22 protein-coding genes and 1 pseudogene are annotated in these 26,587 nt (G+C 68.6%); 9 read left to right on the top strand and 14 right to left on the bottom strand.

Annotation, left to right across the window (positions count from 1 at the left end; translation table 11 throughout):
• Positions 1 to 42 precede the first annotated feature (42 nt).
• The 4 genes from tsaE to ACYVLQ_RS25980 all read right to left on the bottom strand — a co-directional run bounded on the left by tsaE (position 43) and on the right by ACYVLQ_RS25980 (position 4,572).
• Positions 43 to 489, bottom strand: a complete 447-nt coding sequence (tsaE, locus tag ACYVLQ_RS25995) for a tRNA (adenosine(37)-N6)-threonylcarbamoyltransferase complex ATPase subunit type 1 TsaE (RefSeq protein WP_460700135.1) — start codon at positions 487 to 489, stop codon at positions 43 to 45.
• 47 nt (positions 490 to 536) lie between these two features.
• Entirely contained in the window at positions 537 to 1,640 is a 1,104-nt protein-coding gene (locus ACYVLQ_RS25990; protein ID WP_460700134.1) for an alpha/beta fold hydrolase, read from the bottom strand.
• A complete protein-coding gene (alr, locus tag ACYVLQ_RS25985) occupies positions 1,640 to 2,785 on the bottom strand; it encodes an alanine racemase (RefSeq protein WP_460700133.1) in 1,146 nt (381 codons plus the stop codon). Before alr ends, ACYVLQ_RS25990 begins: the two co-directional genes overlap by 1 nt.
• Positions 2,786 to 3,120: 335 nt before the next feature.
• Positions 3,121 to 4,572, bottom strand: a complete 1,452-nt coding sequence (locus ACYVLQ_RS25980; protein WP_460700191.1) for an NAD(P)H-hydrate dehydratase — start codon at positions 4,570 to 4,572, stop codon at positions 3,121 to 3,123.
• 284 nt (positions 4,573 to 4,856) lie between these two features.
• Between ACYVLQ_RS25980 and ACYVLQ_RS25975 the strand changes: the two genes are divergently transcribed.
• Positions 4,857 to 5,273: a cupredoxin domain-containing protein gene (locus ACYVLQ_RS25975; protein ID WP_460700132.1), complete on the top strand. Its 417-nt coding sequence runs from the start codon at positions 4,857 to 4,859 to the stop codon at positions 5,271 to 5,273.
• 116 nt (positions 5,274 to 5,389) lie between these two features.
• On the opposite strand, the pseudogene ACYVLQ_RS25970 reads toward ACYVLQ_RS25975, so the two are convergent.
• Both ACYVLQ_RS25970 and ACYVLQ_RS25965 read right to left on the bottom strand, forming a co-directional pair.
• Positions 5,390 to 5,817, bottom strand: a pseudogene (locus ACYVLQ_RS25970) (HIT family protein).
• 121 nt (positions 5,818 to 5,938) lie between these two features.
• The gene (locus tag ACYVLQ_RS25965) at positions 5,939 to 6,427 is read right to left on the bottom strand and encodes a MarR family winged helix-turn-helix transcriptional regulator (RefSeq protein WP_460700131.1); all 489 of its coding nucleotides are present in this window, start codon (positions 6,425 to 6,427) and stop codon (positions 5,939 to 5,941) included.
• A 139-nt stretch (positions 6,428 to 6,566) separates the two neighbouring features.
• On the opposite strand from ACYVLQ_RS25965, the gene ACYVLQ_RS25960 reads away from it, so the two are divergent.
• On the top strand, positions 6,567 to 7,760 hold the full coding sequence (locus ACYVLQ_RS25960) for an MFS transporter (protein WP_460700130.1): 1,194 nt from the start codon (positions 6,567 to 6,569) through the stop codon (positions 7,758 to 7,760).
• 102 nt (positions 7,761 to 7,862) lie between these two features.
• On the opposite strand, the gene ACYVLQ_RS25955 is transcribed toward ACYVLQ_RS25960, so the two are convergent.
• Complete coding sequence (locus ACYVLQ_RS25955) at positions 7,863 to 8,423, bottom strand: transglycosylase SLT domain-containing protein (protein ID WP_460700129.1); 561 nt, start codon at positions 8,421 to 8,423, stop codon at positions 7,863 to 7,865.
• Positions 8,424 to 8,934: 511 nt separating this feature from the next.
• Positions 8,935 to 10,800 carry a glutamine--fructose-6-phosphate transaminase (isomerizing) gene (glmS, locus tag ACYVLQ_RS25950; RefSeq protein ID WP_460700128.1) on the bottom strand — a complete coding sequence of 622 codons (1,866 nt, stop codon included), beginning with the start codon at positions 10,798 to 10,800 and terminating at the stop codon, positions 8,935 to 8,937.
• Positions 10,801 to 10,898: 98 nt separating this feature from the next.
• Between glmS and ACYVLQ_RS25945 the strand changes: the two genes are divergently transcribed.
• The 6 genes from ACYVLQ_RS25945 (at position 10,899) to ACYVLQ_RS25920 (ending at position 20,805) form a co-directional block, all read left to right on the top strand.
• Entirely contained in the window at positions 10,899 to 11,762 is an 864-nt protein-coding gene (locus ACYVLQ_RS25945) for a dienelactone hydrolase family protein (RefSeq protein WP_460700127.1), read from the top strand.
• 185 nt (positions 11,763 to 11,947) lie between these two features.
• Positions 11,948 to 12,271, top strand: coding sequence for a WXG100 family type VII secretion target (locus ACYVLQ_RS25940; protein WP_460700126.1), 324 nt, complete (start codon positions 11,948 to 11,950; stop codon positions 12,269 to 12,271).
• On the top strand, positions 12,271 to 18,873 hold the full coding sequence (locus ACYVLQ_RS25935; protein WP_460700125.1) for an ADP-ribosyltransferase: 6,603 nt from the start codon (positions 12,271 to 12,273) through the stop codon (positions 18,871 to 18,873). Before ACYVLQ_RS25940 ends, ACYVLQ_RS25935 begins: the two co-directional genes overlap by 1 nt.
• 318 nt (positions 18,874 to 19,191) lie before the next feature.
• Positions 19,192 to 19,581, top strand: a complete 390-nt coding sequence (locus ACYVLQ_RS25930) for a hypothetical protein (RefSeq protein ID WP_460700124.1) — start codon at positions 19,192 to 19,194, stop codon at positions 19,579 to 19,581.
• 31 nt (positions 19,582 to 19,612) lie between these two features.
• Positions 19,613 to 19,918 (top strand): hypothetical protein, encoded by a 306-nt coding sequence (locus tag ACYVLQ_RS25925; protein WP_460700123.1) that lies wholly within the window; start codon positions 19,613 to 19,615, stop codon positions 19,916 to 19,918.
• Between the two features lie 164 nt (positions 19,919 to 20,082).
• The gene (locus tag ACYVLQ_RS25920) at positions 20,083 to 20,805 is read left to right on the top strand and encodes a hypothetical protein (protein WP_460700122.1); all 723 of its coding nucleotides are present in this window, start codon (positions 20,083 to 20,085) and stop codon (positions 20,803 to 20,805) included.
• Positions 20,806 to 20,826: 21 nt separating this feature from the next.
• Here the strand turns inward: ACYVLQ_RS25920 and ACYVLQ_RS25915 are convergent, their stop codons facing one another.
• The 5 genes from ACYVLQ_RS25915 to ACYVLQ_RS25895 form a co-directional block, all read right to left on the bottom strand.
• Positions 20,827 to 21,150, bottom strand: a complete 324-nt coding sequence (locus ACYVLQ_RS25915) for a hypothetical protein (protein WP_460700121.1) — start codon at positions 21,148 to 21,150, stop codon at positions 20,827 to 20,829.
• 27 nt (positions 21,151 to 21,177) lie between these two features.
• Positions 21,178 to 22,785, bottom strand: coding sequence for a hypothetical protein (locus ACYVLQ_RS25910; protein ID WP_460700120.1), 1,608 nt, complete (start codon positions 22,783 to 22,785; stop codon positions 21,178 to 21,180).
• A 50-nt stretch (positions 22,786 to 22,835) separates the two neighbouring features.
• Positions 22,836 to 23,171 carry a hypothetical protein gene (locus ACYVLQ_RS25905; protein ID WP_460700119.1) on the bottom strand — a complete coding sequence of 112 codons (336 nt, stop codon included), beginning with the start codon at positions 23,169 to 23,171 and terminating at the stop codon, positions 22,836 to 22,838.
• 165 nt (positions 23,172 to 23,336) lie between these two features.
• A complete protein-coding gene (locus ACYVLQ_RS25900; RefSeq protein ID WP_460700118.1) occupies positions 23,337 to 23,645 on the bottom strand; it encodes a DUF6802 family protein in 309 nt (102 codons plus the stop codon).
• A 135-nt stretch (positions 23,646 to 23,780) separates the two neighbouring features.
• Positions 23,781 to 23,972: a PspC domain-containing protein gene (locus ACYVLQ_RS25895; protein WP_460700117.1), complete on the bottom strand. Its 192-nt coding sequence runs from the start codon at positions 23,970 to 23,972 to the stop codon at positions 23,781 to 23,783.
• 141 nt (positions 23,973 to 24,113) lie between these two features.
• Between ACYVLQ_RS25895 and ACYVLQ_RS25890 the strand changes: the two genes are divergently transcribed.
• Positions 24,114 to 25,775: an ABC-F family ATP-binding cassette domain-containing protein gene (locus ACYVLQ_RS25890; protein ID WP_460700116.1), complete on the top strand. Its 1,662-nt coding sequence runs from the start codon at positions 24,114 to 24,116 to the stop codon at positions 25,773 to 25,775.
• 70 nt (positions 25,776 to 25,845) lie between these two features.
• Here ACYVLQ_RS25890 and ACYVLQ_RS25885 read toward each other — a convergent pair whose 3' ends face one another.
• A complete protein-coding gene (locus ACYVLQ_RS25885) occupies positions 25,846 to 26,574 on the bottom strand; it encodes a class I SAM-dependent methyltransferase (RefSeq protein ID WP_460700115.1) in 729 nt (242 codons plus the stop codon).
• Positions 26,575 to 26,587: the final 13 nt, after the last annotated feature.

Below are 26,587 nucleotides of genomic sequence, written 5' to 3'. Positions count from 1 at the left end.
ATACCGGTTGGTCACCTTCCGGACGGCACCCATACCACCGTCTCAGGACGAGCCGATCCACTCCCAGCTGGCGGTGCGGGTCTCGGATTCAGGTTCGCGGCGCAGCAGTACGCGCAGGTGGCGGTCGGCGAGATGTTCGACGACACCGAGGCCCCATTCGACCACCACCACCGCATCGTCGAGGTCGGTGTCGAGATCCAGAGCGTCCAGCTCGTCGAGGTCGCCGCCGAGCCGGTAGGCGTCGACATGCACCATCCCCACCGCGCCCGGACGGGATCCGGCACGATGCTGGCGGGCGATGATGAAAGTCGGTGAGCTGACCCGGCCTTCGACGCCGAGCCCGGCCGCGATGCCGCGGGTGAGCGCGGTCTTACCGGCGCCCAGTGGACCGTCGAGCACCACCAGATCGCCGGGACGCAGCTCCGCGGCCAGCTCGCGGCCGAGCGCCTCGGTGTCCTCGACCGTCGGCAGCGTGCGCTGCTCACCCATGCGTCACCGCCGTCCCGGAGGCCTGGCTCGGCCGGATCGCGTGCCGGTCACCCACGGGCGGCCTCCCGGCCGTTGCGTTTCCCGGCTCCGAGCAGGCCGCCGCGCAACATCAGCCGGTCCAGGGCGGCGTTCACCAGCTCCGGATATTGCAGATGCACCATGTGCGCGGCATCGGTGACGCGGACCAGATCCGCGTCGGGCAGTTGCCGCGCCAGCGCCCGCGAGTTGCGGAACGGGATCACCCGGTCGTGCGCGCCGCCCACCACCAGCGCGGGCAGCGGGGCGAGCGTCGGCAGCGCGGCCGATTCGTCGTGCAGCTCCAGGGCTTTCAGGAATTTCACGATCGTCTCGATCGGGGTCTGGTCGATCATCGAGGTGGTGGCGCGCGACAGCGTGGGGCTCACGTCGCCGTGGAACGAGCTCACGTGCAGGATCGGGGCGATCACGTGGCGCGCGGTGACCCGCCCGGCCTGCACCAGCGCGGGCGAGGCATGCACCGCGACCCGGAAGCCGTCGATCGCGGGATGGCGCAGCAGCTGCGTGACACCGGCGGCGGTGACCTCGGCGGCCGCGGTCGACAGCAGCGCCACGGCCCGCACCCGCTCGGCGAACAGCCGCGGGAACTGCGCGGCCGCGGCCAGAATCGCCATGCCGCCCATGGAATGTCCGACCAGCAGCATCGGTCCGCTCGGTACGCGCCGGGTGATCACCGCCGCCAGGTCGCGGCCCAACTGCGGCACGGTGCAGCTGTCGGTAGTGGGCGTGCCGGAGCGGCCGTGCCCACGCAGGTCGAAGAACACCATGCGAACCCTTGGGCCCCACAGTTTTTCGAGATCGCGACGCTGAAAGTGGAACGACTCCATGCTGTTGCAGAAACCGTGCACGTAAACCACCGTGGCGGGGGCGTCTTCGGGACCGCACTCGCGCACGGCCAACTCCACGCCGTCGTCGGCGGCCACCGTAGCGGCCCGGTCCCGGTCCAACAGCGTGAAGTCCTCGTCCTGCAGTTCGTCCCGCCGGGCGGGCCAGCGCACCGAGGCGCCGACCCGGCGCAGCGCGTGCACCCCGGCCAGGGCGCCGATCGCTCCGCCGGTCGCGATGCCGCCGCGCCACGCGGTCAACCGAAACCGGTGCGGCCGTTCGGATTTCATCAGGCACCCCCTCGCTGTGCGATATCGCCCAGATAGCGTCGCACGACCCGGCCGCGAGGGGAACAAACGATCTCGTAATGGATGGTGCCCAGCAGGTCTGCCCACCGCTGCGGATGCAACGCGCCCGGGCCGAACAGCACCGCGCTGTCGCCCTCACACACACCGGCCGCGTTGTCGCCGAGATCCACCACCAGCTGATCCATGCACACCCGGCCGACATTGGGGTACAGCGCGTCGCCGATGCCCACCGCGATGCGTCCGCCCAGCGGCCGGAACACGCCGTCGGCGTACCCGGCGGGGATCAGCGCGACCGTGGTGGCGTGCGGGGCGATCCATTCGTGGCCGTAGGAGACACCCTCGCCCGCGGCGACATGTTTCACCAGCGCCACCCGCGCGCGGAAGGTCATGGCCGGGCGCAGGCCGAAATCGGAGATCTCCGGAATCGGGGACAGCCCGTAGGCGGCGATGCCGGGGCGCACCATGTCGAATGCCAGGTCCGGGCGGGTCAGCGTCGCCGCCGAATTGGCCAGGTGCACCAGTTCGGGCTGCATGCCGTGGTCCTTGGCGGCGGCGATGGCCTCCAGGAAGCGGTCACGCTGGACGTCGATGGCCGGATGCTGCGGTTCGTCGGCGCGGGCGAGATGGGAGAAGATCGCCCGCAGGCGCATCACCCGTTCCTCGACCAGGCCCCGCAGCAGCGTGAGGACCTGCGGGTATTCGGTGTCGGAGACGCCGTTGCGGTTGAGGCCGGTATCGACCTTGAGCGAGACGGTCGCGGTGCTGCCCGTCGCGCGGGCGGCCCGTTCGACGGCGCGGAGGTGCGCCACCGACGACACCCCGATCTCGATGTCGGCGGCGATGGCCGCGGCATAATCGGCGTCGGAGGTGTTGAGCCAGCTCAGGATCGGAGCGGTGATCCCGCCGGAGCGCAGGTGCAGCGCCTCGGCGATCGTGGTGACGCCGAGTTCGGCGGCCCCCGCCGCCAGCGCCGCCTGCCCCACCCGCACCGCGCCGTGGTTGTACCCGTCGGCCTTGACGACCACCATCACCGCGGCGTCCCCGGCATGCCCGGCCAGCACCCGCACGTTGTGCGCGATCGCGTCCAGATCTACGACGGTCTCCACCTGCGGGTCGGCACTACTCACGATCCCGATCCTGCCACTCCCGCGAATCGGCGCGGCAGCGGCTACCCGCCCGGAAATCGACCCTCGCTCGGAGTGCGCTCCAGGTCGTCAGCGTGGTCGCGCGGGCGTCCGCACAGATCATCGAGCAGAGGGAACGACCGCGCGCGATCTCGCCACCCTCGACGATCTCGTGGCGAAGTATCCTTCCTGCCGGTGCGGCTCGACGTCACCGACCGGGCGGGCGATTTCGCCGCCGTCGAACAGGCCGCACGGTAGTTCGGGCGGCTCGACATCGTCGTCGACAACGCCGGGTACGGGCAGTTCGGGAGTGCCCGGGATATCCGCTCGGTGTCTCGTCAGGACGGACCGGCGAGGGCGCGGAGGGTTTGGATGGCGGGGCGGATGTGGTGGAGGACGGGGCTGGCGGAGACCGGGGCTCCGGCGGTGGCGTGGGCGTGGGCGGCGAGGTTGGCGGCGAGGGCGTGCACGCGGGACGCGGCGGCGGCCGCCCAGGACGGGTCGCGGCCCGCGGCGAGCAGGGCGCCGAGGATGCCGGACAGCACGTCGCCCGAGCCCGCGGTCGCGGCCCAGGAGCCGCCCGCCTCATTGACCAGCACCGCCCGACCCGGACCGGCGACCAGCGTGGCCCGGCCCTTCAGCAGCACGGTGACCTGCCAGTCCTCGGCCAGCGCGCGCACGGCGGCGACGCGGTCCGGGCCTGGTTCGCGGCCGGTGAGACGGGCGAACTCGCCCGCGTGCGGAGTGAGCACCGTGGGCGCGCGGCGGCCGGTGACCAGCGCGGGCTCCGCCGCCAGCAGGGTCAGCCCGTCGGCGTCCACCACCACGGGCAGGTCGGTGGCGAGGATCTCCGAAAGCCGTTCGCGGGCAGCGCCTCCGGTACCGGCGCCCGGACCGAACACCCAGGCCTGCACCCGGCCGGTCTCCGAAACACTCTGGGCCGCAATGACCTCGGGAAAATGCGCGAGGACGTCCGCGAATCCGGTACCGGCGTATCGGACCATGCCGGAGGTCGCGGCCACCGCTCCCCCGGTACAGAGCACGGCCGCACCGGGGTAAGCCGCACTGCCAGCGCAGATTCCGGTGACACCCTGGGTGTACTTGTCGTCCGAGGGACCCGGCACCGGCCAGTCGGCGCCGATCGAGACCGGTTCCAGTGCGGCCAGATTCGGCTCCGGAAGCTCCAAACCGATAGGCACCAGCTCGATTCGGCCGCACCGGGGCGCGGCCAGCGCGTGCACCGGCTTGTACGCGCCGAAAGACACCGTGACATCGGCGTGAACCGCCGGGCCGTCGACGGCGCCCGTATTCGGGTCGACTCCGCTGGGCAGATCCGCCGAGATAATCGGAACGTCCACGGACGCGACCAGTTCGGCCGCGGCGGGACGCAGCGCGCCGCGACCCGAGATCCCCACGATGCCGTCGATCACCAGATCCGGCGACCCCAGGTCGTCGCGGAAACGGCCGCCCGTACGCCGCAGGACCGCAAGGCCTTCCGCGTGCGCCCGCTCGGGTGACAACAGCACCGCCGACACCGCGACCCCTCGCCGCCGCAGCATCGATCCGGCCCACAGCGCATCGCCGCCGTTGTCGCCGGACCCGACCAGTAGGGTGACCGACCGACCGGCGATCCCCCCGGTCCGCTCGCGCAGCTCCGCGGCGACGACATCGGCGAGCCCGCGGGCGGCCCGTCGCATCGGCACACCGTCGGCGACCCGCTCGAACAGCTCGGCCTCCGCCGACCGGACCTCGTCGACCGTGAAGTAACCGCGCGCCGCCGGTGGGGTCATCTCCGCCTCCTGCCCGCCGCCGCGGTCGTGCGCGGGGCTCGGTACCTTCGCGAACCGCAACGACAGCAGGGTACGCCGGGCAGTGGAAGCAACGCTCGGAACAGTGCGTCTCTACCGGCAGCGCACAGGTGTGTCGGGGGCACCGGCCGGAGCCGAACCTCGTGGTGCGCTACAGCGTGGTATCACCATCGCGTTCGCCACGGGAGGTACCGATGCCCGTACGTAGCCGTCAGTCCGCGCACGGCCGGAACGAACGCGGACGTGCGCCTACTACGCTTGCTCGCATGTCGACTGGTTCATCGGGCATTTCGCCCGCGCGCATCCTGTTCACGGCGGCCGCGGCGGGAGTCCTGATGGTCGCCGGATGCGGATCGGACGACGAGAGCACGCAGCCGTCGACGCCCGCGACCACCTCCGCGCCCGTGACCACCGGCGCCCCGCAGCCCACGACGTCCACGGTCAGCGTCGACAATATGAAGTTCTCACCGTCCGCGCTCACCATTCGCGCCGGGGACACGGTGACGTGGAAGTTCTCCGATTCGGCGCCGCACGGCGTACAGGGCATCGGCGACGCCGCCCTCGGCATCAACAGCCCGATCCTCACCGAGGGCGAGTGGAGCCACACCTTCACCTCCCCCGGCACCTACCGCTACCTGTGCCCCCTCCACCCCGAAATGCGCGGCACCATCACCGTCCAATAGCCCACCTTCCCGCACCCCGCGCCTGCTCCCGCACCCCCTCCAGCAGCTGCAAGGCGTGCGGGAACCTGCACGGGGTGCGCGAACGGCGCTCCCCTGCGCACCGAGGCCGGCCGTGCTCAGTTCAGGGCGTTCCGAAGGCGGTCGCCCAATTGGGCGATGGTCTTGGCGTCCCCCGGGGTGCCTGGTTGCCAGGGCAACACGAGTCGGTCCTTGGTCTTGTCGACATAACGCGGCACGACGTGAAGATGGAGTGGAATACCGTTTGCCACGCGTCGGCGCCGCAGCAATTGAGCAAGTTCACCCCGTCGGCACCGAATTCCTCGACAGCGATCTCGGCGATCCGCTGGGCGGTCAGTGTGACGGCGGCCAAGTCCTCGGCTGAGATATCGAGAAGATCTCTGCTGTGCCGCTTGGGAACCACCAGCAGGTGACCATCCGAAGCCGGATGGATATCCATGAACGCGTAGGTCGTGTCGTCTTCGGCCACCTTCACGCCGGGGACGTCGCCCGCCACGATGCCGCAGAACAGACACTGATCGCTCATGGTCATCGAGGCTAACGGCAGCACCGATGAGCGGCCACCGAATTGACCATCGTTGCGGCACATGGCAGTTCGGGGCGAGCCTGCCAACTCGGCCGGAGTTGACACGCCCACCACGTCGGGTTCAGGCCGGGCGGTATTCGCGGGTGCGGGCGTCGGTGGCGGGGGCGGTGTTGAGGGCTTGGACCGCGGCGACCAGCGGCGCCAACTCGGGGTCGGCGGCGGCTTGGCCCAGCGCTCCCGCCAGGGCCTCGTCGTAGGCGGGGCGGGCCTGATCCAGTAGCTCGAGGCCCGACGGGGTGACATCGGTGTAGATGCCACGACGGTCGTCGGGGCACAGGTAGCGCCGCAGCAGGCCGCGGTCCTCGAGGCGGGTGACCAGGCGGGTGGCCGCGCTCTGACTCAGCGCCACCGAGTCGGCGACCTGATTCATCCGCAGGTGCCCGTTTGGCCCGTCGTGCTGACGGCTCAGCACCACCAGCACCGAATATTCGCGGACGCTCAGATCGTGCGCCTGCAGCGCGCGTTCGAGATGCGCCGCGATCCGGTCGTGCAAGACCGACAGCGCGCACCAGCCGTCGGCCAGACCGGTCAGTGCGGGATCCGCTGTCATAAGTTCCTCCTGGGTACGCGGGGCGATGCCACCAGGATACTCACCTTGCGCAATAGCCAGCGCTTGCAATTAGTCAGCGTGTGCAATTATTGTGTACGCTCGTAATGCTCGTACGCAAGACTCCGTGGAGGCTGCTTCCATGCCGCTCGCACTGCTCGCCCTGACGCTCGGGGCATTTGCCATCGGTACCACCGAATTCATCGTGGTCGGCCTGCTCCCGGGCATCGCCGACAGCTATTCCGTATCCATCCCGACCGCGGGCTGGCTGGTCACCGGGTACGCCTTCGGCGTGCTGGCCGGTGCGCCGCTCATGACCGGGCTCGGCACCCGGGTCTCCCGCAAGCGCATGCTGCTGATCAGCCTGCTGCTGCTCATCGGCGGCAATCTACTGTCCGCGATGGCACCGACCTTCGGCCTGATGCTGACCGGCCGGATCGTCGCCTCGCTGGCGCACGGCGCGTTCTTCGGCATCGGGGCGGTCGTGGCCGGGACCCTGGTGCGGCCGGACCGCCGGGCGGGCGCGATCGCGCTCATGTTCACCGGGCTGACCGTCGCCACCGTGGTGGGCGTGCCGCTGAGCACCCTGCTCGGCGAACAGGTCAGCTGGCGGCTGGCGTTCACACTGGTGGTGGTGGTCGGCGCGCTCGCCTTCGCGGGTGTCCTCGCGCTGGTACCCGATCAGCCCGCGCCCCGCGACGCCCGGTTGCGCAACGAACTGGCGGTGCTCACCAATCCCCAGGTGCTGCTCGCCATGGCGATGACCGTGCTCGGCTTCGGCGGCGTGTTCGCGGCGATCACCTATCTCGCGCCGATGATGATCGAGGTCACCGGGTTCGCGGAGAGTTCCGTCACGTGGATCATGGCCCTGTTCGGGCTGGGGTTCCTCATCGGCAATCTGGTCGGCGGGCGCTACGCCGACCGGCACCTGATGCCGATGCTGTACACCACGCTCGGTGCGCTGGCGGTCGTGCTGGGGCTGTTCACCCTCACGGCACACGACAAGGTCGCCGCCGCGATCACCGTCGTGCTGATCGGCGCGCTCGGCTTCGCCACCGTGCCGCCGCTGCAGAAGCGTGTGCTCGACCACGCCGCCAGCGCCCCCACCCTGGCGTCCGCGCTCAATATCGGCGCGTTCAACCTCGGCAATGCGCTGGCGGCATGGCTCGGCGGCATGGTCATCGCCGCGGGGTTCGGCTACACCGCGCCCAACTGGGTTGGGGTGGTGCTGTCCGGCAGCGCGCTCGGGTTGGCGGTACTGTCGGGCGCCCTGGAACGGCGCCCGAATGCCCGTGCCGACGCGCCCGCCGAATCCCTTGCCCCAGTGGGAAGTTAGCCCGGCACCGAGGTGGCCCGAACGTGGCGACCGTCGCGCCCGAGCACCCCCGGTCCGTGGCGAGACGCTGTGAAATCCGTGTCCGCTCGGGCCGGTATCGAATCAGTAGGCCGAGAAGACGTTGGCGATCGACCCGTACCGATTGGCCGCGTAGTTGCAGGCGGCGGCGATATTGGCGACCGGATCGAAGATATCCCACGACGTGCCCTCGACGTGGAACGCGGCGAAGGTGGGGTCGATGACCTGCATCAGGCCCTTGGACGGGATGCCCGCGGCGGCGTTCGAGTCGTACAGGTTGATGGCGGCCGGATTGCCGCCCGACTCCCGCATGATGTTGCGGTGAATGCTCTCGTAGTCGCCGGGGATGCCGTGCTGGCCCATGACGTGGAGCGCGTTGCGGATCCAGCCGTCCAGGTCGTTCGCGAAGATCGGCGGGAGGAGCTGCGGCAGCGGCTGCGGGAGCGGCTGGACGGCCTGCTGCAGCTGTTCCTGCTGCGGCTGCGGCAGCGTGCGCTGCCACGCATCGGCCTGCTGCTGGACCTGCCGCGCAGGGCCCTGGAGCTCAGGCGGCACTCCGGAGATCGGGGTTTCGGCGTGCGCCTGCAGTGGCGCGGCCACGACAGCGGCAAGGACGGCGAACGGCAACAGTTTTCGTGAATGCATAACGATGTGGCTCCGACAGCGCGCGAGTACCGCGGCGCCTGCCCGCACGGGCCGACGTCGTCGTTGCGCTGTTCTGTTGTTGGGGGATATGGAGATTCAGTTGTCCGCGCACAGGACGCGGTGCACCGCGCGCCGATCGCGACCGGCGACAGAGGCGGAGCCGTAGCGGCGGGCAGTCGCAGGAGCGTTCATCACCGCACGCAACAAACAGACTTGCGGTCTGTTTTCTGGCACATCACAGACTGATTGCGACAGGTTAATAGAACCTTAACTAGAGATGAACTGTGGGTTCTATTGTCCTGAGAGAAATTCTCGGAGCAGCCGATATCGAGGCGCGAGTCACAGCGCATGAGGCAGTCCCCGGTGATCATCCGGGCGCACTGTGTATTTGCCGATCCCGGCGGGTTACGCCGGGATCACGCAGTGCAGGCCCACGTCGCCGAGCGGAATTCCGGGATCACCGCGCACTGTCCTTCGTCATTCCGGCGCGCTTTCGGCCGGAATCAGCCCCCTATTCGACCGTGACCGACTTGGCCAGGTTCCGCGGCTTGTCGATGTCGTATCCGCGCGCCTGCGCCACCTCGGCGGCGAAGACCTGCAGCGGGACCGTCGACAGCAATGGCTGGAAAAGGGTTGGGGCGGCTGGAATTTCGATGAGATGATCGGCGAAGGGGCGCACCGTGTCGTCGCCCTCCTCGGCGATCACGATGGTGCGGGCGCCGCGGGCCTGGATCTCGCGAATATTGCTGAGCAGCTTGGAATGCAGCACCGCGCGGCCCTTCGGCGACGGCATCACCACGATCACCGGCAGGCCCTCCTCGATCAGCGCGATCGGGCCGTGCTTGAGCTCGCCCGCGGCGAAGCCCTCGGCGTGCATGTACGCCAACTCCTTGAGCTTCAGCGCGCCCTCGAGCGCCACCGGATAGCCCACGTGCCGACCGAGGAACAGCACCGTCGGCACGTTCGAGAACTGCCGAGCGATCGAGCGCACCTGCGGCGCCGTCTCCAACACCTGCTCGACGAGCTTGGGCATCGCCTCCAGCTCACCGAACTCGCGTGCCACCTCGTCCGGGTACTTGGTGCCGCGCGCCTGGGCAAGGGCAAGGCCCACAAGGTAATTCGCGGTGATCTGCGCCAGGAACGCCTTGGTGGAGGCGACGCCGATCTCCGGGCCGGTGCGGGTGTAGAGCACGGCATCGGACTCGCGGGGAATCTGCGCGCCGTTGGTGTTGCAGATGGCCAGCACGCGGGCCTTCTGCTCCTTGGCATGCCGCACGGCCTCCAGGGTGTCGGCCGTCTCGCCGGACTGCGAGATCGCCACCACCAGCGTGGAGCGGTCCAAAACCGGGTCGCGATAACGGAATTCGCTGGCCAGCTCCACCTCGACCGGCAGCCGAGTCCAGTGCTCGATCGCGTACTTGGCCAGCAGGCCCGCGTGATACGAACTGCCGCAGGCGACCACGAACACCTTGTCGAACTCGCGCAACTCCTGCTCGGCCAGGCGCTGCTCGTCGAGCATGATGCGGCCGTTCGCGTAGTGCCCGATCAGGGTTTCGGCGACGCCCGCGGGCTGCTCCTCGATCTCCTTGAGCATGAAGTAGTCGTGGCCGCCCTTTTCGGCCGCGGCCAGATCCCAGTCGATGGTGAACGGGCGAGTCGGCACGTCGGCATTGCCGTCGAAGTCGGTGACCGCGTAGCTGCCGGAGGTGATCACCACAGCCTGGTTCTGGCCGAGTTCGACGGCCTCGCGGGTGTGCTCGATGAACGCGGTGACATCGGAGGCGATGAACATCTCGCCCTTGCCGACGCCCACCACGAGCGGGGTCGACCGGCGCGCGGCGACGATCGTGCCCGGATGGTCGGCGTGGGTGAAGACCAGCGTGAACGCACCCTCCAACCGGCGCAGCACGACCAGCGCGCTGGCGACGAAATCGCCCGCGGTGGGGCCGGAGGCGTAGGCGCGCGAGACCAGGTGCACCGCGACCTCGGTATCGGTGTCGCTGCGCAGCTCGACCCCGGCGTCCTCGAGTTCGTGGCGCAGCGGGGCGAAGTTCTCGATGATGCCGTTGTGCACCACCGCGACCTTCCCGGCGGCATCACGATGCGGATGCGCGTTGCGGTCGGTGGGGGCGCCGTGGGTGGCCCAGCGGGTGTGGCCCATGCCGGTGGTCCCGGCGAACCGGGCGACTCCCGCCTCGTCCAGTTCGGCCTCCAGATTGGCCAGTCGACCGGCCTTGCGCTCCACCGCGATGGTGCCCGCGCCGTCGAGGATCGCCACTCCCGCGGAGTCGTACCCCCTGTACTCCATGCGGCGCAGCGCGTCCACGACGACGCCGAGCGCGTCCCGGTACCCGACGTAGCCAACGATTCCGCACATGGTGTTCCAGCCTACTTGGGCCCGACGACGCGAGCGACGGGACCGTCGGCGGCGGGCGAAACGCCGCAATCGGCTCGTCATCGGTTAAGTTCGACCACGTGTCGGCGTCTGTGAAATCGCTCCTGAGCACCCTCAGCACCCCGGGTCCGCACCGGGTCATGCGCGGCAACCTCGGCATCGCGGGGCAGCCGGGGGTGGTGTTCACCCCCGAGAAGGGCCTCAACCTGCCCGCGGTCGTCTTCGGCCACGGCTGGCTGTCCGGTGTCGGCAATTATCGAAAACTCCTGGAGCACCTGGCCTCGTGGGGTTTCGTCGCGGCCGGTCCGGATACCGAGCGCGGTCCCGTTCCGTCCCATCTGAACCTCGCGTCCGACCTGCTCACCACGCTCGATATCTGCGTCGGCGTGCGGCTGGGCATCGGCGCCATCAGCGTGCACCCCGACAAGCTCGCGCTGGCCGGGCACGGCATGGGCGCCGGCGCCGCGGTCATCGCCGCCGCCCAGCGCGAGGTCGCCGCCGTCGCGGCGCTGTTCCCCGCGCCGACTGCCCCCGATACCGAATCTCTCGCCCCCGATATCGAGGCGCCCGCCCTGATCCTGGCCGGTGACGACATCGATGCCGTCAGCTCCAACGCCATTCCGCTCGCCGCGGCCTGGGGCGGTCCGATGGTGCTGCGCTCGGTCGAGAAAGCCACGCACAACGGCATCGTCGAGGGGCGGCGGGCGTTGGCGGCGCTCGGTGCGGCCAAGTACGAGTCCAAGACGGACCGGACCGTGCGCGGGCTCCTGGTGGGGTACCTGAGCTATCAGTTGCTGGGAGACAAGACCTATAAGGCCTTTGCCGACCCCGAGGCCGCGATCCCGCACACGCGCGCGGTGGATCCGGAGGCCGTCGGCGACGAGGAGCCGGAGAAGCCGTCGAAACTGCCACTGCTGCAGGCGGTTCAGATGCTGCGGAAGTAGGGCGTCACCCGGGGGTATGACACATCCCACACTACTTGCGCATTCGAATTCCGTGCGAGGCAACACCACTCGTCCAGGGGCCTCTGGTTGCCGCTGAGCTGCGACCATGCCGGAATTTCAGATTCGTTGGAACCGATCGCCTCGCTTCCGCGTCGGATTCACTGAAGGACCCTTCTAGGAACGAGGTGAGCACGGTGACGGGGGTGCAGTTCGACCCGGACGCGATGCGGGCTACGCAGCCGAAGTTCGCGGCATTGGCGGACACCGTGAAGACCGCGTTGGCGGATCTGCGGCAGGTGATCGATGCCGAGGGGGAATGCTGGGGCGGCGATGAGACCGGGCAGGCCTTCGCGAAGAACTACACCCCCGGCGTGACGGAGGGGACCGCGAACATCGAGAAGTTCGCGGGGGCGGTCACCTCGTTCGGCGACAAGGTGGTCTCGGCTGCGAATTCCCTGCAGCAGGGCGAGCAGTCGAGCACGAGCTCGGTGAATCAGGTACAGGCCTGATGGGGATCGAGATACCGGACAGTCTGCAGTGGGTTGCCAAATGGGTGCTCGGCGCGGGGGATTGGCCGGACGGCGACGAGACGGCCATGCGGCGAGTCGCCGACGCGTGGTCGACCGCGGCGACCACGCTCGGGGGGCTGGACGACGACGCCGGGCAGGTCATCGGCCAGGTCCTGGCCGCCATCGACACCGGGCAGACGCACGATGCGATCGGTCAGGCGTGGCAGCAGCTCGCGGGTAAAGAGGGGGCGCTGCAGGGGCTCGTCGAATACTGCGAGAAACAAGCCGAGCTACTCGACGACGGCGCCAACGATATCGAGCACACCAAGCTGACGATCATCGCGACGATGGTCATCACGGCCGCTCAGATGGCCTGGGCGGTGACGGGCGTGGGTGCCGTCGTCAGCGCGGCGGCTCGGACGGCGGCGCAGGTCACCATCCGAATGGCGATCCGTGCGTTGATCCAGAGGATGTTGTCGCGCGCCGGTGCCAAGGCGATCGCCCGCGCGGCGTTGCTCGAGGCGGGGAAGGGCGCGCTGGAAGAGGGCGGCGTCGATCTCGGTGCCCGGCTGATCCAGGTGGCCAAGGGCGACCGCTCGACGGACAAGTTCGGGCTCGGCGAGTCGATTCAGGCCACGGTCGGCGGCGCCGTCGGCGGCGCGGTGGGCGGCGGGCTCGGTAAGAGCGGCATCGGCGAGGTGGCCGACGATACCGCGGGCAGTGCCGTCGGCCGCTTCGCCGGGAAGGCGGTGACCGAGGCCGGCACCGAACTGGCCTCCGATGTCGCCGGGCAGGCGGCCGCCTCCGGTTACGGCGCCGCATTCCTCGGTCAGGAGTTCAAGCTCGACCTCGGCGCCGAGAGCCTCGCCAACGCGGGTGTCGGGGGTGTGCACAGCGCCGCGACGAGTGGTGGGGGGCACTCCGATTCCGGCGGATCATCGGATCCGAGCGGCGACGCCGAGACCGGCGCGGGCGGCAACCCATCGGGCTCGCAGTCGGGCGGCTCCGAGTCCGGTTCCGGCGCACCTTCCCCGACGCAACCGTCGGGAAGCACGGGCACCCAACCCTCGAGCTCCACAGGCGGCAGCAGCCCAAACGACACCGGCACCGGCAGCCAACCCTCGAACTCCACGGGCAACGGCGCGGGCGACACCGGAACCGGCCAACCCTCGGGCTCTACCGGCGGCAGCAGCCCAAACGACACCGGCACCGGCAGCCAACCCCCGAACTCCACGGGCAACGGCGCGGGCGACACCGGAACCGGCCAACCCTCGGGCTCCACCGGCGGCAGCGGTGCGACCGACACCGGAGCCGGCAGCCCACAGTCAGGTGGCAGCGCGCACGGCGGCGGACCCGACAGCAGCACGCAATCGTCCGGCTCCACCGACAGCGGCGGCGCGGCCAGCCATTCGTCGGGCTCGACCGACAGCACCGCCACCCAATCCCCAAGTGGCGCAAGCGGTACCACCCCGAACAGCGGCTTCGACACCAACACCGGCGCTCAGCCCTCGAGTTCCCCCGGCAGCGCCGCAGGCAGCGGATTCGACAGCAGCACAAACACCGGCTCCCCGTCGCCCGGCACCGGCCCGGCATCCGCCGAAAGTTCCAGCCCGGGCGTCCCCTCGCAAGGCACTACGCCGCCCCGCACCGACATCCCCGGCGCGGACCTGCCACAGGGCACGACTCCATCCGGCACATCGAGCACCGGCACCTCCAGCCTCGACCTACCTCCGGCCCAGTCGCCCGAAACCACCCCGGGCTCCGACCTTCCATCCCAGGGCGCCACCACTCCCCGCACACCCGACACCAGCACCTCCAGCCTGGATCTCCCTCCAACCCAAACAACCGGAACCAACCCAGGCGCAGACCAACCCTCCCACGGCGCCACCACTCCCCGCACACCCGACACCAGCACCTCCAGCCTGGATCTCCCTCCGAATCAGACCACCGGCGCCAGCCCGCACGCAGGCACCACCCAGGGGCTGGACCTGCCTCCGCACGACACAGCTCCGGCGCCATCCCGCCCCGACCAGACCGCCTCTGGGCCGAGCCTCGACCTGCCCGCCCAAAACTCCGGCCCGGCAACACAATCCACCGGCCCCGGCCCGGACCTGCCGCCACACGACCCCACTCCACAGCCGAGCCAACCCACCGGGGGCTCGAGCCTCGATCTACCCCCACACGACACCCCTGCGTCCAATCAGCCGAACCCGCCTGGCGGCCAACAGGATTCGATACCGGCCGCCACAACCTCCACCGGCCAGAACACGGGGCCTACCGCCACGCACGCCAGCTCGACCGCCACCGACACCCCCACGACATCGTCCGGCTCACCGGCGATGAGCGGCGTAGCCTCCCCAGCCGGTGACACAGGGCAACGGTCCAACGCGCCCACCCACACCCCGTCGACGGAGGCGCCGAGCGCGGGCGCCCCGGTCCAACCACGCACCGACACGGGAACGCCGCCGTCCCGCCCGGACGCTGGACAGCGCGCCGAAACCCCTTCTGCACCAACTCGTTCCACCCCGGAGACCCCTACCTCTCCGAACCGGCCCGACACCGGCCAACCACGCCCCGAACCCACCCGCGCCGACTCCACGCCCGAGACCGGCCGGGCTCCGCGCCCCGGCAACACCACACCCTCGTCTGCGCGGCGGCTCCCCCAGCGCCCCGGATTCGATCCCGCCGCGCACAGATACGTGGCCCGCCACGACGACGGCCGCCTCATCGGTTACGACCCGTTCTTCTCCGGCGAATTCAACCCACACATCGGCCGCTACCAGCCCACACCCGCCGAGATAGACGCCGCCCGCGCCCACCCGCCGGGAGAGAGTCCCGACGACGTCGAGGTCCGCCGACATCTCGAAGCTCAGCGCGCCGACACCACGAATCCGAATCAGGACGAGCAGGAACGCTCCGCGTCAGCTCCTACCGACGCGAGCAACCCCGCACCCGCGACGCCAGTCGACCCGAGCGCGCCGACCGACTCACCGTCGCGCCCGCAGGATCCGACGGATCCGAGCCGATCGGACTCCCCACCGCGCTGGGCGCACCACGACCCCAACCACCACATCAACGCCGCACGCCTGCCCGAATGGTGGCCACGCGCCAATGCTGGCCGGTCGTCCGCGGAAAACCGGCCGACCCCACCGAATCCCGCGCCCCATCGCCCGGAGCCACAGCCGACGGACAACCCGCAACCGCGTCCGGCCCCGGGTGAGAACCTGACTCGCGCACCGCAATCCCAACCACCGACGCGACCGGTACCACCGAACCGACCAACCACCGCGGCCTCACCCGCCAATCCGGCGACGCCACCGACACATCGAAACCCGACACCCCCGGCGACTTCGCCCACACACCACAACCCCACACCACCCACGACAACGCCGCCGCGCAACAACCCCACGCCGCACCACGTGACGCGTGGTCATTCTGCGGGCAGTTCATCCCGTCCTGTCGGGATGACGCCAGGGCACGGTGCGACCCCGGCTTCACCGGCACAGCATCAAGGCCCGGCGCCCGAGGGGCGCATCGGGCCCGATGGGTACCGCCGATTCGACACCGACAGCGCGGGCGAACGGTACGGGGAGAACCGACTCGGAAACGTATATCGATCGCTACCGCGGGAGCTTGCCCAGGCGATCCGCCTGTACACCAGGCAATCGATGCCGAACGGGTTCCTGCGTAACGCGGACCCGGCAGGCAGCGCGGGGCGGTACTTCAACCACCTGCTGAACGAGCGGCATGGGGTGGGCGCGTTGGCGGCCCTCAACGGCGGTCGAATGCCCTCCTCGGTGCGGGAGTTGGCGAACCTCTGGAACCATCCGGGTGCCACGGACGTCCAGCGTGCCTGGATACGACACGTATTGAGCAGCCCCAACCCCGGCGTCCGGCTCAACAACCTGTGGAGCAACGCCCAGCAGTACAACTTCCTCCACGGGTATTTCGGCGAACCCCCCACGGCCGATGCCTTCAATCGCCGCGTCGCCGCGATCGACGCCGCCCTCGCTCACCCGCTGCCCGAGCCGATACAAGCGATCCGCGGGCTCCACGACCTGTCCTTCCTGCGCGCGCCCGACGGTCAACCGCTCGGTTCGCGGGACCCCCGGATCCTGCAGGGCACCAGCCAGCTCGATCGGGGATACATGTCGACCACGCTGGGTGCGAATCCCACGGTCGTCGACGGCAACCCGTTCGAGCACCGGATGAACCTCAGACTCCCGCCCGGCACCCATGGGCTGTGGATGGGAACCAACAGCGAGTATCCGGACCAGCGTGAGCTGATCCTGCCGCGCGGCACCGAATTCCGGATCACCGGCGTCCGGCACGTCGGATACGCCGCCAACGGCACACCGATGTTCGAGATCGATGCGGAAGTGGTGCCGCACGGTACTCCTCCCGGACCGTCAGGACAGCCCCCGACACCCGGGGCGGACACCACCGTTCCGCCGGGCGGCCCCGGATCGAATACCCCGGGCGCGAATCCACCTTCGCCCGCTCCACGGAGCAACACGGCGGGGTCGCCGCCTCCCGCGAACGGTGCAGATGCGGCCACGCCGAACCAACCGTCCCGTGCCGCGGACCCACAACCGGCACCACGCGACGATGTGGCGGCGCGTGGCGAATCGGGTCGACCCGACCAGGACGACCCTGGTCGACGAGACGGTTCCGACACCTCGACACAGCCCGAAACACGCCGTCCCTCAGCACATTCCGCATCGACCCCACCCTCGACTCAACCTGACTCGTCACGGTCGGCGGCACCGTCGGAAACCGCCCACCCCACCGGCGACACCGAAACGAGCCGACCGGACTCACCTCGGACAGCACCGCCCGCCCAGGCGAATCCGAGTCGACAGTCGGGGCCGGAAATTGTCTCGGAAACAACGCATTCCGACACGGGTCAGCCAACGCCAACGACTACCGCAGGTGTGCCGTCGGAGGCTGCGCCGCGAACCCGGCCCACCGAAGAAACACCGAACGTGGAGCCGCCTCGGAACCGGGCCGACCAACCCGCCCGCCCGGAGTCCCAGGGCATGCCTGCGCAGCCCAGGAACACAACCGATTCCGAGAGCCCTCGCCCGGAAGCGGCCCGTTACCCCGGGCCCACTCCGGAGCAGCGGGAAGCTATCCGGCGCTACACGGACCCGGACGCCAGGGTCTACGAAGATCTCAACAGACGCCTGCGCGACGGCACCGAACTGACTCCGGACCAGCGTCGGACCGCAGACGATATCTCCGAAGGACTGCGCAATCTGCCGCCTCATGAAGGCACGGTCTGGCGCGGACTTGAGCTGAGTGCGGCAGAGATCGCCCGTTACGTACCTGGCGAAACGGTGACCGAGGCCGCGTTCACCAGTACCACCCGCGATCGCCGTATGAGGTTCGGAAGAAGCGTCGAGTTCGTCATCCACTCCTCGACCGGTCGCGATATCTCCAGCTTTTCGGCGGCACCCCGCAACGAGAGCGAAGTACTCTTCGGCCGGAACACCACATTCCAGGTGCGTGGCGTCGTACGCGATCCGAATATGGGGCTGACCGGCGGCACAAGGATCTACCTCTACGAAACACCGGCCAGCACAGCAAATCCCGACACGGACTCCACAGCACAGGACGCGAGCGAGGCGGCGGCGGCGTACGAGCCGAGCGGGACGACCGAGCAGCAAGTGCTACACGGAAACGACCGCACCGCGATCGGAAACGACCCGCAGGCCCAGCGCGTGTTCCAGAACCTTCGCAACGAAGGCCACCACGACGTGATCGTCCACGGAAACCGCTTCGGCCGACCGGTCCCCGGGAACGAACACGAGATCGATCCGCAACAGATCGTGGACGCGATCCGCAGCAACCCGAACTACGTCGAGGGCACCCCCGTCCGCCTCATCGCCTGCCATTCAGGCAACGACATCGGTTGGGCCCAGCGCGTCGCAGACGAACTCGGAGTACCCGTCACCGCCCCCACCGACGCGGTCGGCGTCCGGCAGCGCCCCGATTCCCCCGCAATGGTCCACGACGGCGGCCAATGGTCCACCTTCCACCCCACCACGGCAGACGGCGCCACCCCCGACCCAACCCGCCACACCCCACCCCCCACATCCGACCAGGACGGCCCCCACAAGACCACCGAGGGCCAGCGCGAGGGCTGGGACATCATGGACAGCGAATCCGAGCCCGAGCCCAGGCGTCAACTCACCGACTCGGATCTACCGGATGACTTGCCACCAGACAAACGCGCGGCGATTCTGCGCATCTATGCCGAAGCTGAGCAGAATAATGTAGAAATACGCTCCGGCGAGGAGGCCGAGCGCTACCTCGATTGGGTGGCGGCCCGATCCGATGACGAATCCGACTCGTTCCTTGCTGTTACAATGGGCGACCTGATCATGGTTCGCGAATCGGTTCAATTCGACACCAGAACCTTGGGTGAAGAGTTGATACATGCAGGACAGCAGATGTCCGGTAGATCCGATATTTTCGAATGTGAGATAGAGGCCAGGGAAACACTGCTGGCAGAGCCCGAGAAATACGCCCTGACCAGCGAAGAGGTCTCTGAGATCGAGCATGAGCTTCGAACAATGAGAGAACGAGGATACTACTGAACCAATGGAGCGCAACCATGGCTAGAGCGACTGTAACCGACACGTTCGCATTCCAAAATGGTGACACGGCCGTATTCCTGAATATGGAATCAGGAAAATTCTCGAGTGGTGATTCAATCTCGGTCAGACGTGGAAACGAAATAGTCGGCCAGTCGATAATATATCCGAAAGACGGGTCGACCCAACGTGCCACCGATGCCGGAAGTCAACCCCACGCCCTGATCAAGCGGATCTCATGTATCGCCGGAGACCTGGTCGAGAGCGTTTCGACATGACACCCATAATCCAGACACCGGAGATAGAGCATTGGAAAGAGCTGTGTCGACACTGAGGCCCGTGGGGATCTACCGGGAGATGTATCGCAAGGGGCGGGAGGATCTTCCGTTGCTTGCCGACTCCTATACGAAGCGTGTTATCGATGATCGGTGGCGGGTCGCGGAGTACATGCGGGCGGGGACGCCGGTTTTCGATGTGCTCGAGGATGTGGTCGACCTTGTCGACGGGCGGGAGTGGGTTCGTGGCGGGCCGTCGCTGATCTCCGACGGGGAATGGATCTGGCGGATCGATTCCGCCTACTACCTGGAGAACTACTCCCTGGACATCCCGCAGGAGTTCCTGGAGCGTGTGCGCCGACACGACTACCGGCCTCCGGGGGATGTCGACGTCTCGGACCCGTCGTTCGACGACGCCGTCGCGGCGTACTTTTGACCTTGAACCTCGACAGACCGGAGTACTCACGATGACCGAGCAGCCGTTCGGGGCGGCGCCCGTCGACCCCGAGGAGCAGCGCAAGATCGACGAGAAGATCGCTGCCACCATGGGGATCACGGTGGAGCAGCTCCACGCGATCGATCGTCAGGTTGCCGAGGATGTGCGAGCTCGTGACGCCGTGCCGCAAGAGGAGCGAACCGTCGACCGCAACCCGAAATTCAACAAGGGATTCGGCCCGAACACCCCGGACAACACCATCCAGCCGGGCGAGATCGCCGAGTACTACAACTCGACCGAGGGCGACCGGAACTCCGGCGGACAAGCCCGCGGATAGCACCGGAAAGCCCGAGAGGAACGTACGACATGTCCGACCCATCATGGCCCGGCGGCACCCAGGGCCCGTTCATGCCTCCGTCGGCCCCCGACGGCCCGGCGCCGATTCCGCCACGCGCGACCTACGACGGGTGGACTCGGCAGCCGGTGTTCTACTTTCCTGTCGTGCTGCGCGGGGAGTTGGTGGGTTTTCTCTGGGCATCGGTGACTCACAACTCCGCCAGTTTCGTTCGTAAGCTCCGGATGGACGAGGCCGATCCGTTGTCCGACCCGTCACTGTGGGCCACCGATGTGTGGGCCGACCGGCTGGCTGCCGCATATGCGCAGGGTGTTGCCGCGCAGGATGCCGTCCGCGCATGGGTGGGCGCTCCGGAAGATCCTCAGGGCGGCGGCATTCCGGCAGATGCCATGGAGCATCGCGCCGAAAGCCTTGCCGCGCTTTATGAGTTCGCGAATCCGGGTGGCCCGCCGCCGCCCGATCCGCTTGTCCAGGACGGGATGTACCCGGACGGCACCCCGGTGGACCGGTCACAGGGCTGGGGCCCGGTGGTGAGCGCGCCGGTGGTGCGGTACCCCACCGACACCGGCGCGGGTGTCCGCTTCGTGCCCGTCTCCAAGAATGGCGAGGTCATCGGCTATCTCTGGGCCTCGCTCGCCGACGACGCCGCCGACTATCTGCCCCGCGCCGGGAATCGCGTCGGCGAAATCGCCGCCGGGACATGGCAACTCAGGCTCAGCCACGCACAGCGCGACGGATTGACCCCCACACAGGCGCTGCGGCTGTGCGAGCAGCAGCCCGACGACCACCTCGCGGGCGTGATCGGCCCCCACGCGCCGGAGAGCGAACTCACCGATCTCGGCCAGCTGAAAGACCTTGCCCAGCAGTAACTTCCGGCCAGTCGACCGGGCTCACTCCAGCCAGCTCTTGCGGCGGTAGTAGGCGTCGTCCTCGTCTTCGTCGTCGACGGGGACGAAGGTCTGGTTGGCCTTGCGGGCCGCGGCGGCGCGAGCGATCGCCTCGCGCTGTTCGCGCGCCTCGGCCTCCTGACGCTCCCGCTCCTCTGCCTCGGCCCGAGCCTCCTCCTCGGCCGCGGCCTCCTGCGCCCACCGTTGCTGAAGTTGGCGCGACGTCTCGGCGGTCCGGCGATTGACCTCCTCGATCTCGTCCAAGAGCAGTCCCGTGCGGCGACGGCTCTCCGCGGCGATGCGCTCGATCTCGGCTACGTAGTCCATGGGCCGTTCACCTCGTCATTTCAGTGCTCACAGCGGACCGGCCTCGGCCAGTTCGGCACCGCTGCCGAACGGATCCTCGGGCGGTGCCTGGGGCGGCGGAGGGGTAACCGCATCGGGCGACTGCCGACCGCCGCTATCGTCGCGACGTCCGGGCGGTGGCCCCGGAGGGATATCGCCTGACGGGCCTTGCCGCTGATCGCCATCGGGCGCCTCCGCGGGGGTGTTCGGTCTCGGGTCGGCCGATTCCGAACCGCCCGGGTCGGGCGCACCTTCCGCGTTCGACTCCGCACCGCCGTCGCCGGGCTCGCCCGCACCGGGTTTCGGGGCGTCGTCGACATCCTCGCCCGCACCGGGCTTCGCGCCCACCTCGCCGTGTTCGCCCTCGCCGGGCTTCCCTTCCCCGGTCTCGATGACCGGGTTGCCGTGCTCATCGAACTCGAGGCTGAAACTCTTCTCGTCGCCGCCTTCCGACATCATCAGCTTCAACTCGCCGTCGGCGCCCATCTCGAACTTCAGGTGTTTACCGGCGATATCGAATTCGGCCGCCTTGCCGCCATCCGCACCGCCCGTGGGGTTCAACGCCCCTTGGACGGCCTGCGTGATGCTGTCGACCCCCTGTTGGATCGTCGGTCCCAGCGCGGAAATCCCCTGTTGGATGGTCTGCGCGGCGGTACTCGCCAGCGGGCTGAGAGTGCTCGCCAGCGAAGCCAGGCCGGTCAGCCCGGTGTCCGTCGTGCTCGCCGCCGTGGTCTGGGTCGGCGTCTCGGTTGTCGTGGTGCTCGGGCCCGGAGGGCCGGGCGGCCCCGGGGGACCGGGCGGGCCGGGCTGTGAGGTGTCTTTTTGCGCCTCGGGCTTCATGTACGGATCGTCGTTGACCTTCTGCAGCGCTTCGTCTGCTTTTTTGAAGAAGTTCTCGACGTCGAAATGGCAGGCGTCACAGACTCTGTTGAATATATCGACCTTGGCCTTGACGTCCTCGTAGAACGGGCCCCGGACCCATTCCCAACATTTCTTGGCCATATCACTGTCCGACACCCCGGGAAAGATCTTCCGCAGGTGATCGATTCTTTGATCACCGTCGAACGGATTCTTACCGGATCCCGAAATGGTGCGCGCCTTGGCGACCTGAACAATATCGTAGACCTCGCTCGGGTTCTTGCCGTCGACGAGCCCCTTCGACGAGTCCCAGATATCCCTGACCACGATCGCCTTACCCGCAATCGCGGTCTTGATCCCGGGAATGGCCGACTCGATCGTGGCGAGCGCGGCCTTGGAGGTGGTCCGGTCCTCGTTCGCACGAGTGACGAGGTCTCGCATCATATCCGTGGCCGCCGTCGCGGCGGCGCCCTGCCAGATGGATGGAAGGGCCTGGACCTGGCCGTTCTGCAACTCCCACTCGGTGTCCGCCGTCGACAGCGCGCGCTCGAGACCGTCCGCGACATTGCTCAGCGCGGTGAGATCCATACCGCGTTGCATATCGTACTTGGCGCATATATCGAGATAGGAGGGGCCGGTTGTTTTCACGGCATCCAAACAGAGTTCGAGATAACGATGGAAGTACTGCAGCCCGGGGGTGCCATGGTCCAAGAGCGCCTTGACGTCACCGGAGTTCGCGAGGTCATCGACTGCGCTCATGAGAGGCCATTCCTATCGACTACTTCTTCGAATTTCATGATCCGCTGCTATTACTTCGCAGTGCCCGTGCTCGCTACCTTTTGAGCATTCGCGGCATCGGTCGCGCCGATAATGACGACGCTCTGCCCCATCGCGTCGGCGAGCGCATCGGACGCTTCCTGCCATTGCAGTAACCAGGATTCGATCCGAACCAGACCCTCGTTGATCTTCTTGCCGTGGTTGCCGTACTGCATTCCCGCTTGAGCAGCGCCGAAGGTATGGGCCTGAATCCCCTTGGCCTGATTTCCTATCGCGCCCGCGGACTGCTTCAGCTTCCCGGCCAGGGCCGACAGTGCCCCCGAATCCACGACAACGCTTCCCGATGCCTGCCGTGCCGACTCCGTCACGATCGTCTCCCCTCCTCGTGTGCGCCGGGTCGCCCGGCCCGGCCGAAATCCGTCCCGCCATACTCCCTTGGACGCGCCGGAACCAGATCAGGTTCCCTGATCGGACGAAACCGTGTACCGGAAACTACTCGGTGCGCAGCGAAGACAGCAACTGGACGCCGCCCCTTACTTACCCAGTTCCCCCTGGTCCGTGCGGATCCACTCGCTCGTCCCGTCGGGATGCTGGTGGAACTCCCAGGCCGAGTACGCGCCGTCCTTGTCGAGAATGCTGACGTGGTCGGCGGTGCCGTCGTGGTCCATATCGGTCCACAGGTCGGTGCCGCCGGGGCCCGCTACCGATTCGGTGTCGGGGATGCCGTCGGCGTCGATGTCCTGGGTGGGGTGGTGGAGTTCGACGGCGCCGAGGCCGCCTAGGTCGGAGTGCGCATCGACGTCCGGCAGGTTCAGACCCGGCAGATCGTCCGATGTCATCATGTGCGTCTCCTCGAGGGACGTGCGGCGAATGTCGCTCCATCCTGACATCCGCCGGGCCCCTCGCGCACCCTCCTGTGGATAACCGCGGCGAGGCGGATCGCGTCCTCGCCGTTGCCTGTGGATAACTACGCGGAGTCAGCGCTTCGGGACAACCAGCCACAGGATCAGGTAGACGATGAACTGCGGCCCGGGGAGCAGGCACGACAGCACGAACAGCAGGCGCACGACGGCGGCGTTCCAGCCGAAGTACTCGGCGATGCCGCCGCAGACACCGGCGATCCACTTGTTGTTGCGCGAGCGGGTGAAGCGGCGGGCGGGGGCGGTCATGGTGTTCTCCTTCTCTCGTTCGCTACCCCTTCACTGTGCGTCGTCCCGGGCGGCGCGGCATCGGGCTGGGGACCGATCGGCACCCTGATTTCTCCGGGGCCGAACTCAGGGTCCGACCCGGAGCACGGCAGACTTGGTGCGATGAGCGCCACCCTGCACGCCCGCGGCCTCTCCGCCGGGCACGGCGAGCGCACGCTGTTCACCGACCTCGACCTGGTCCTCGCCCCCGGCGACGTGATCGGCCTGGTCGGCGTGAACGGCGCGGGCAAGTCGACGCTGCTGCGAATGCTGGCCGATCGCCGCGCACCGACCGGAGAGATCACGTTCAGCCCGCCCGACGCGACCGTCGGATACCTCGCCCAGGAGCCCGAGCGCATTCCCGGCGAGACCGTGCTGCGGTTCCTGGCTCGGCGCACGGGAGTGGCTGCGGCACAGGAGATCATGGATTCCGCCGCGGAACGTCTCGCAGAGACGGCGGCGACCGCCGACGAATACACCCCCGCCCTGGAGCGCTGGCTGGCGCTCGGCGGCGCCGACTTGGACTCGCGGGCCGCCGAGGTAGCGGCCGACCTGGATCTGCTCGACAGCCTCCCGATGGGCCTGCAGACCCCGATGACGGCGCTGTCCGGCGGGCAGGCCGCTCGGGCGGGTCTGGCGTCGGTGCTGTTGTCGCGCTTCGACATTCTGCTACTCGACGAGCCCACCAACGATCTGGATCTGGACGGCCTGGCCCGGCTGGAGCGGTTCGTCACCGGGGTGCGGGCGCCGCTGATGGTGGTCAGCCACGACCGGGAGTTCCTGGCGCGCACCGTGAATCGCATCGTCGAACTGGATCTGGCGCAGCAGCAGGTGGGCGTCTACGACGGCGGCTACGAGGCCTTCCTGACCGAACGTGAGACCGCCCGCCGCCACGCCCGGGAGGCATACGAGGAATACGCCGACACCAAGGCGGCCCTGGAGGCCCGCGCGCTCACGCAGCGCAACTGGATGGAGCACGGCGTACGCACCGCCCGTCGGCAGGCGCGCGATCCGCGAAAGCTGGACTCGGACAAGATCGGCCGCAAGATGCGCGTCGAATCCACCGAGAAGCAGGCGTCCAAGGTACGCCAGACCCAGCGCCGCATCGAACGTCTGGACGCGGTGGAGGAGCCGCGCAAGGAATGGGAGCTGCGGATGTCGATCGCCGCGGCGCCGCGCAGCGGGTCGGTGGTCGCCACCGTGTCCGACGCCACCGTCACCCGCGGCGAGTTCACGCTGGGACCGGTGACCGCTCAGGTGGATTGGGGCGATCGGATCGTCCTGACCGGCGCCAACGGATCCGGCAAATCGACGCTGCTGGCGCTGTTGCTGGGAAAGACGCAGCCCGACAGCGGATTTGCCTCGCTGGGCTCCGGTGTGGCCATCGGCGAGGTGGATCAGGCGCGCGGGCTGTTCCGCGGAAGTGCCACGCTCGCCGACACTTTCAGCGCCGAGGTGCCCGACTGGAACCAGGCCGAGATGCGCACGCTGCTGGCCAAGTTCGGCCTGCGTGGCTCACATGTGTTGCGCGCCAACGATACCCTTTCCCCCGGTGAGCGCACCCGCGCGGCGCTCGCGCTGCTGCAGGCGCGCGGGGTGAATCTGCTCGTCCTCGACGAACCCACCAACCACCTCGATCTGCCCGCCATCGAGCAGCTCGAGCAGGCCGTCGAATCCTTCACGGGCACACTGCTGCTGGTCACCCACGACCGCCGCATGCTCGAGAGTGTGCGCGCGACCAGGCGCTGGCGGATGGACCGCGGCGTCCTCACCGAGGACCGGTGATGGACGCGATGACCGCGATGAACAGCTGGAACTGCGTGACACCACCAATCAGTTCCGCGGCGAACTCGACTCAGCGACCCGGCTGGCGATGTACGCGCTCATCGCCGGAGAGATCGGCGGTTTCCTTGTGCCCTTCACCGGTTTCGTGCACGCTCAGTTCTGACGGACCGTCCATCGGCTTGCGCCACACCAGGAAATAACGCCAGTAGACCAGCCGCCGCACCCGCGCCCCGGGCAGCAGCGCCGCGGCCGCGGCCCGGGCCTCGCGGGTGGTCAGCGCAGGATCCAGCACGACCGGCATCGCCCGATCGTCGTCGGCGGCGAACCAGCCGCCCGGCCCCAGCGTGCGCAGCACGAAGAACAGGCCCGCGAGAATCCGCTGACCGAGCATGGCCACGAGCTCGAAGGGCCACTCGCGCAGATCCTTTCGCGGCGGCACGACCGCCGCCAGCACGCCGCCGGGCCGTAGCGCGCGAGCCAGGACGGGCAGCGTCTCCTCCAGCGGCACGTGGTGCAGCGCGGTGACCGAGACGATCGCGTCGTACCCGTCGTCCGGCAGCTCCCAGTCCCGCACGTCGCCGAGGATGCAGCTCACATTTCCCGGCACCGACCGCAGCGCCCGGTCGATCATGTCCGGCGACCGATCGATCGCGTCCACGTGCTCGGCATGGCGAGCCAGTTCCGCGGCGAACGCCCCGGCGCCGCAGCCGACATCGAGCACCCGTCGGCACTGCTTCGGCAGCTGGCGAAGGAGCAGCCGGTGATAGAACTCGTTATGGCTCCAGGCGAGTGCGCTCATCGGCGCCCACCCT

It is taken from the genome of Nocardia thraciensis (genome assembly GCF_054782435.1).
Note: the sequence above shows the minus strand (reverse complement) of the source record. Positions and strands in the feature narration are given on the sequence as shown.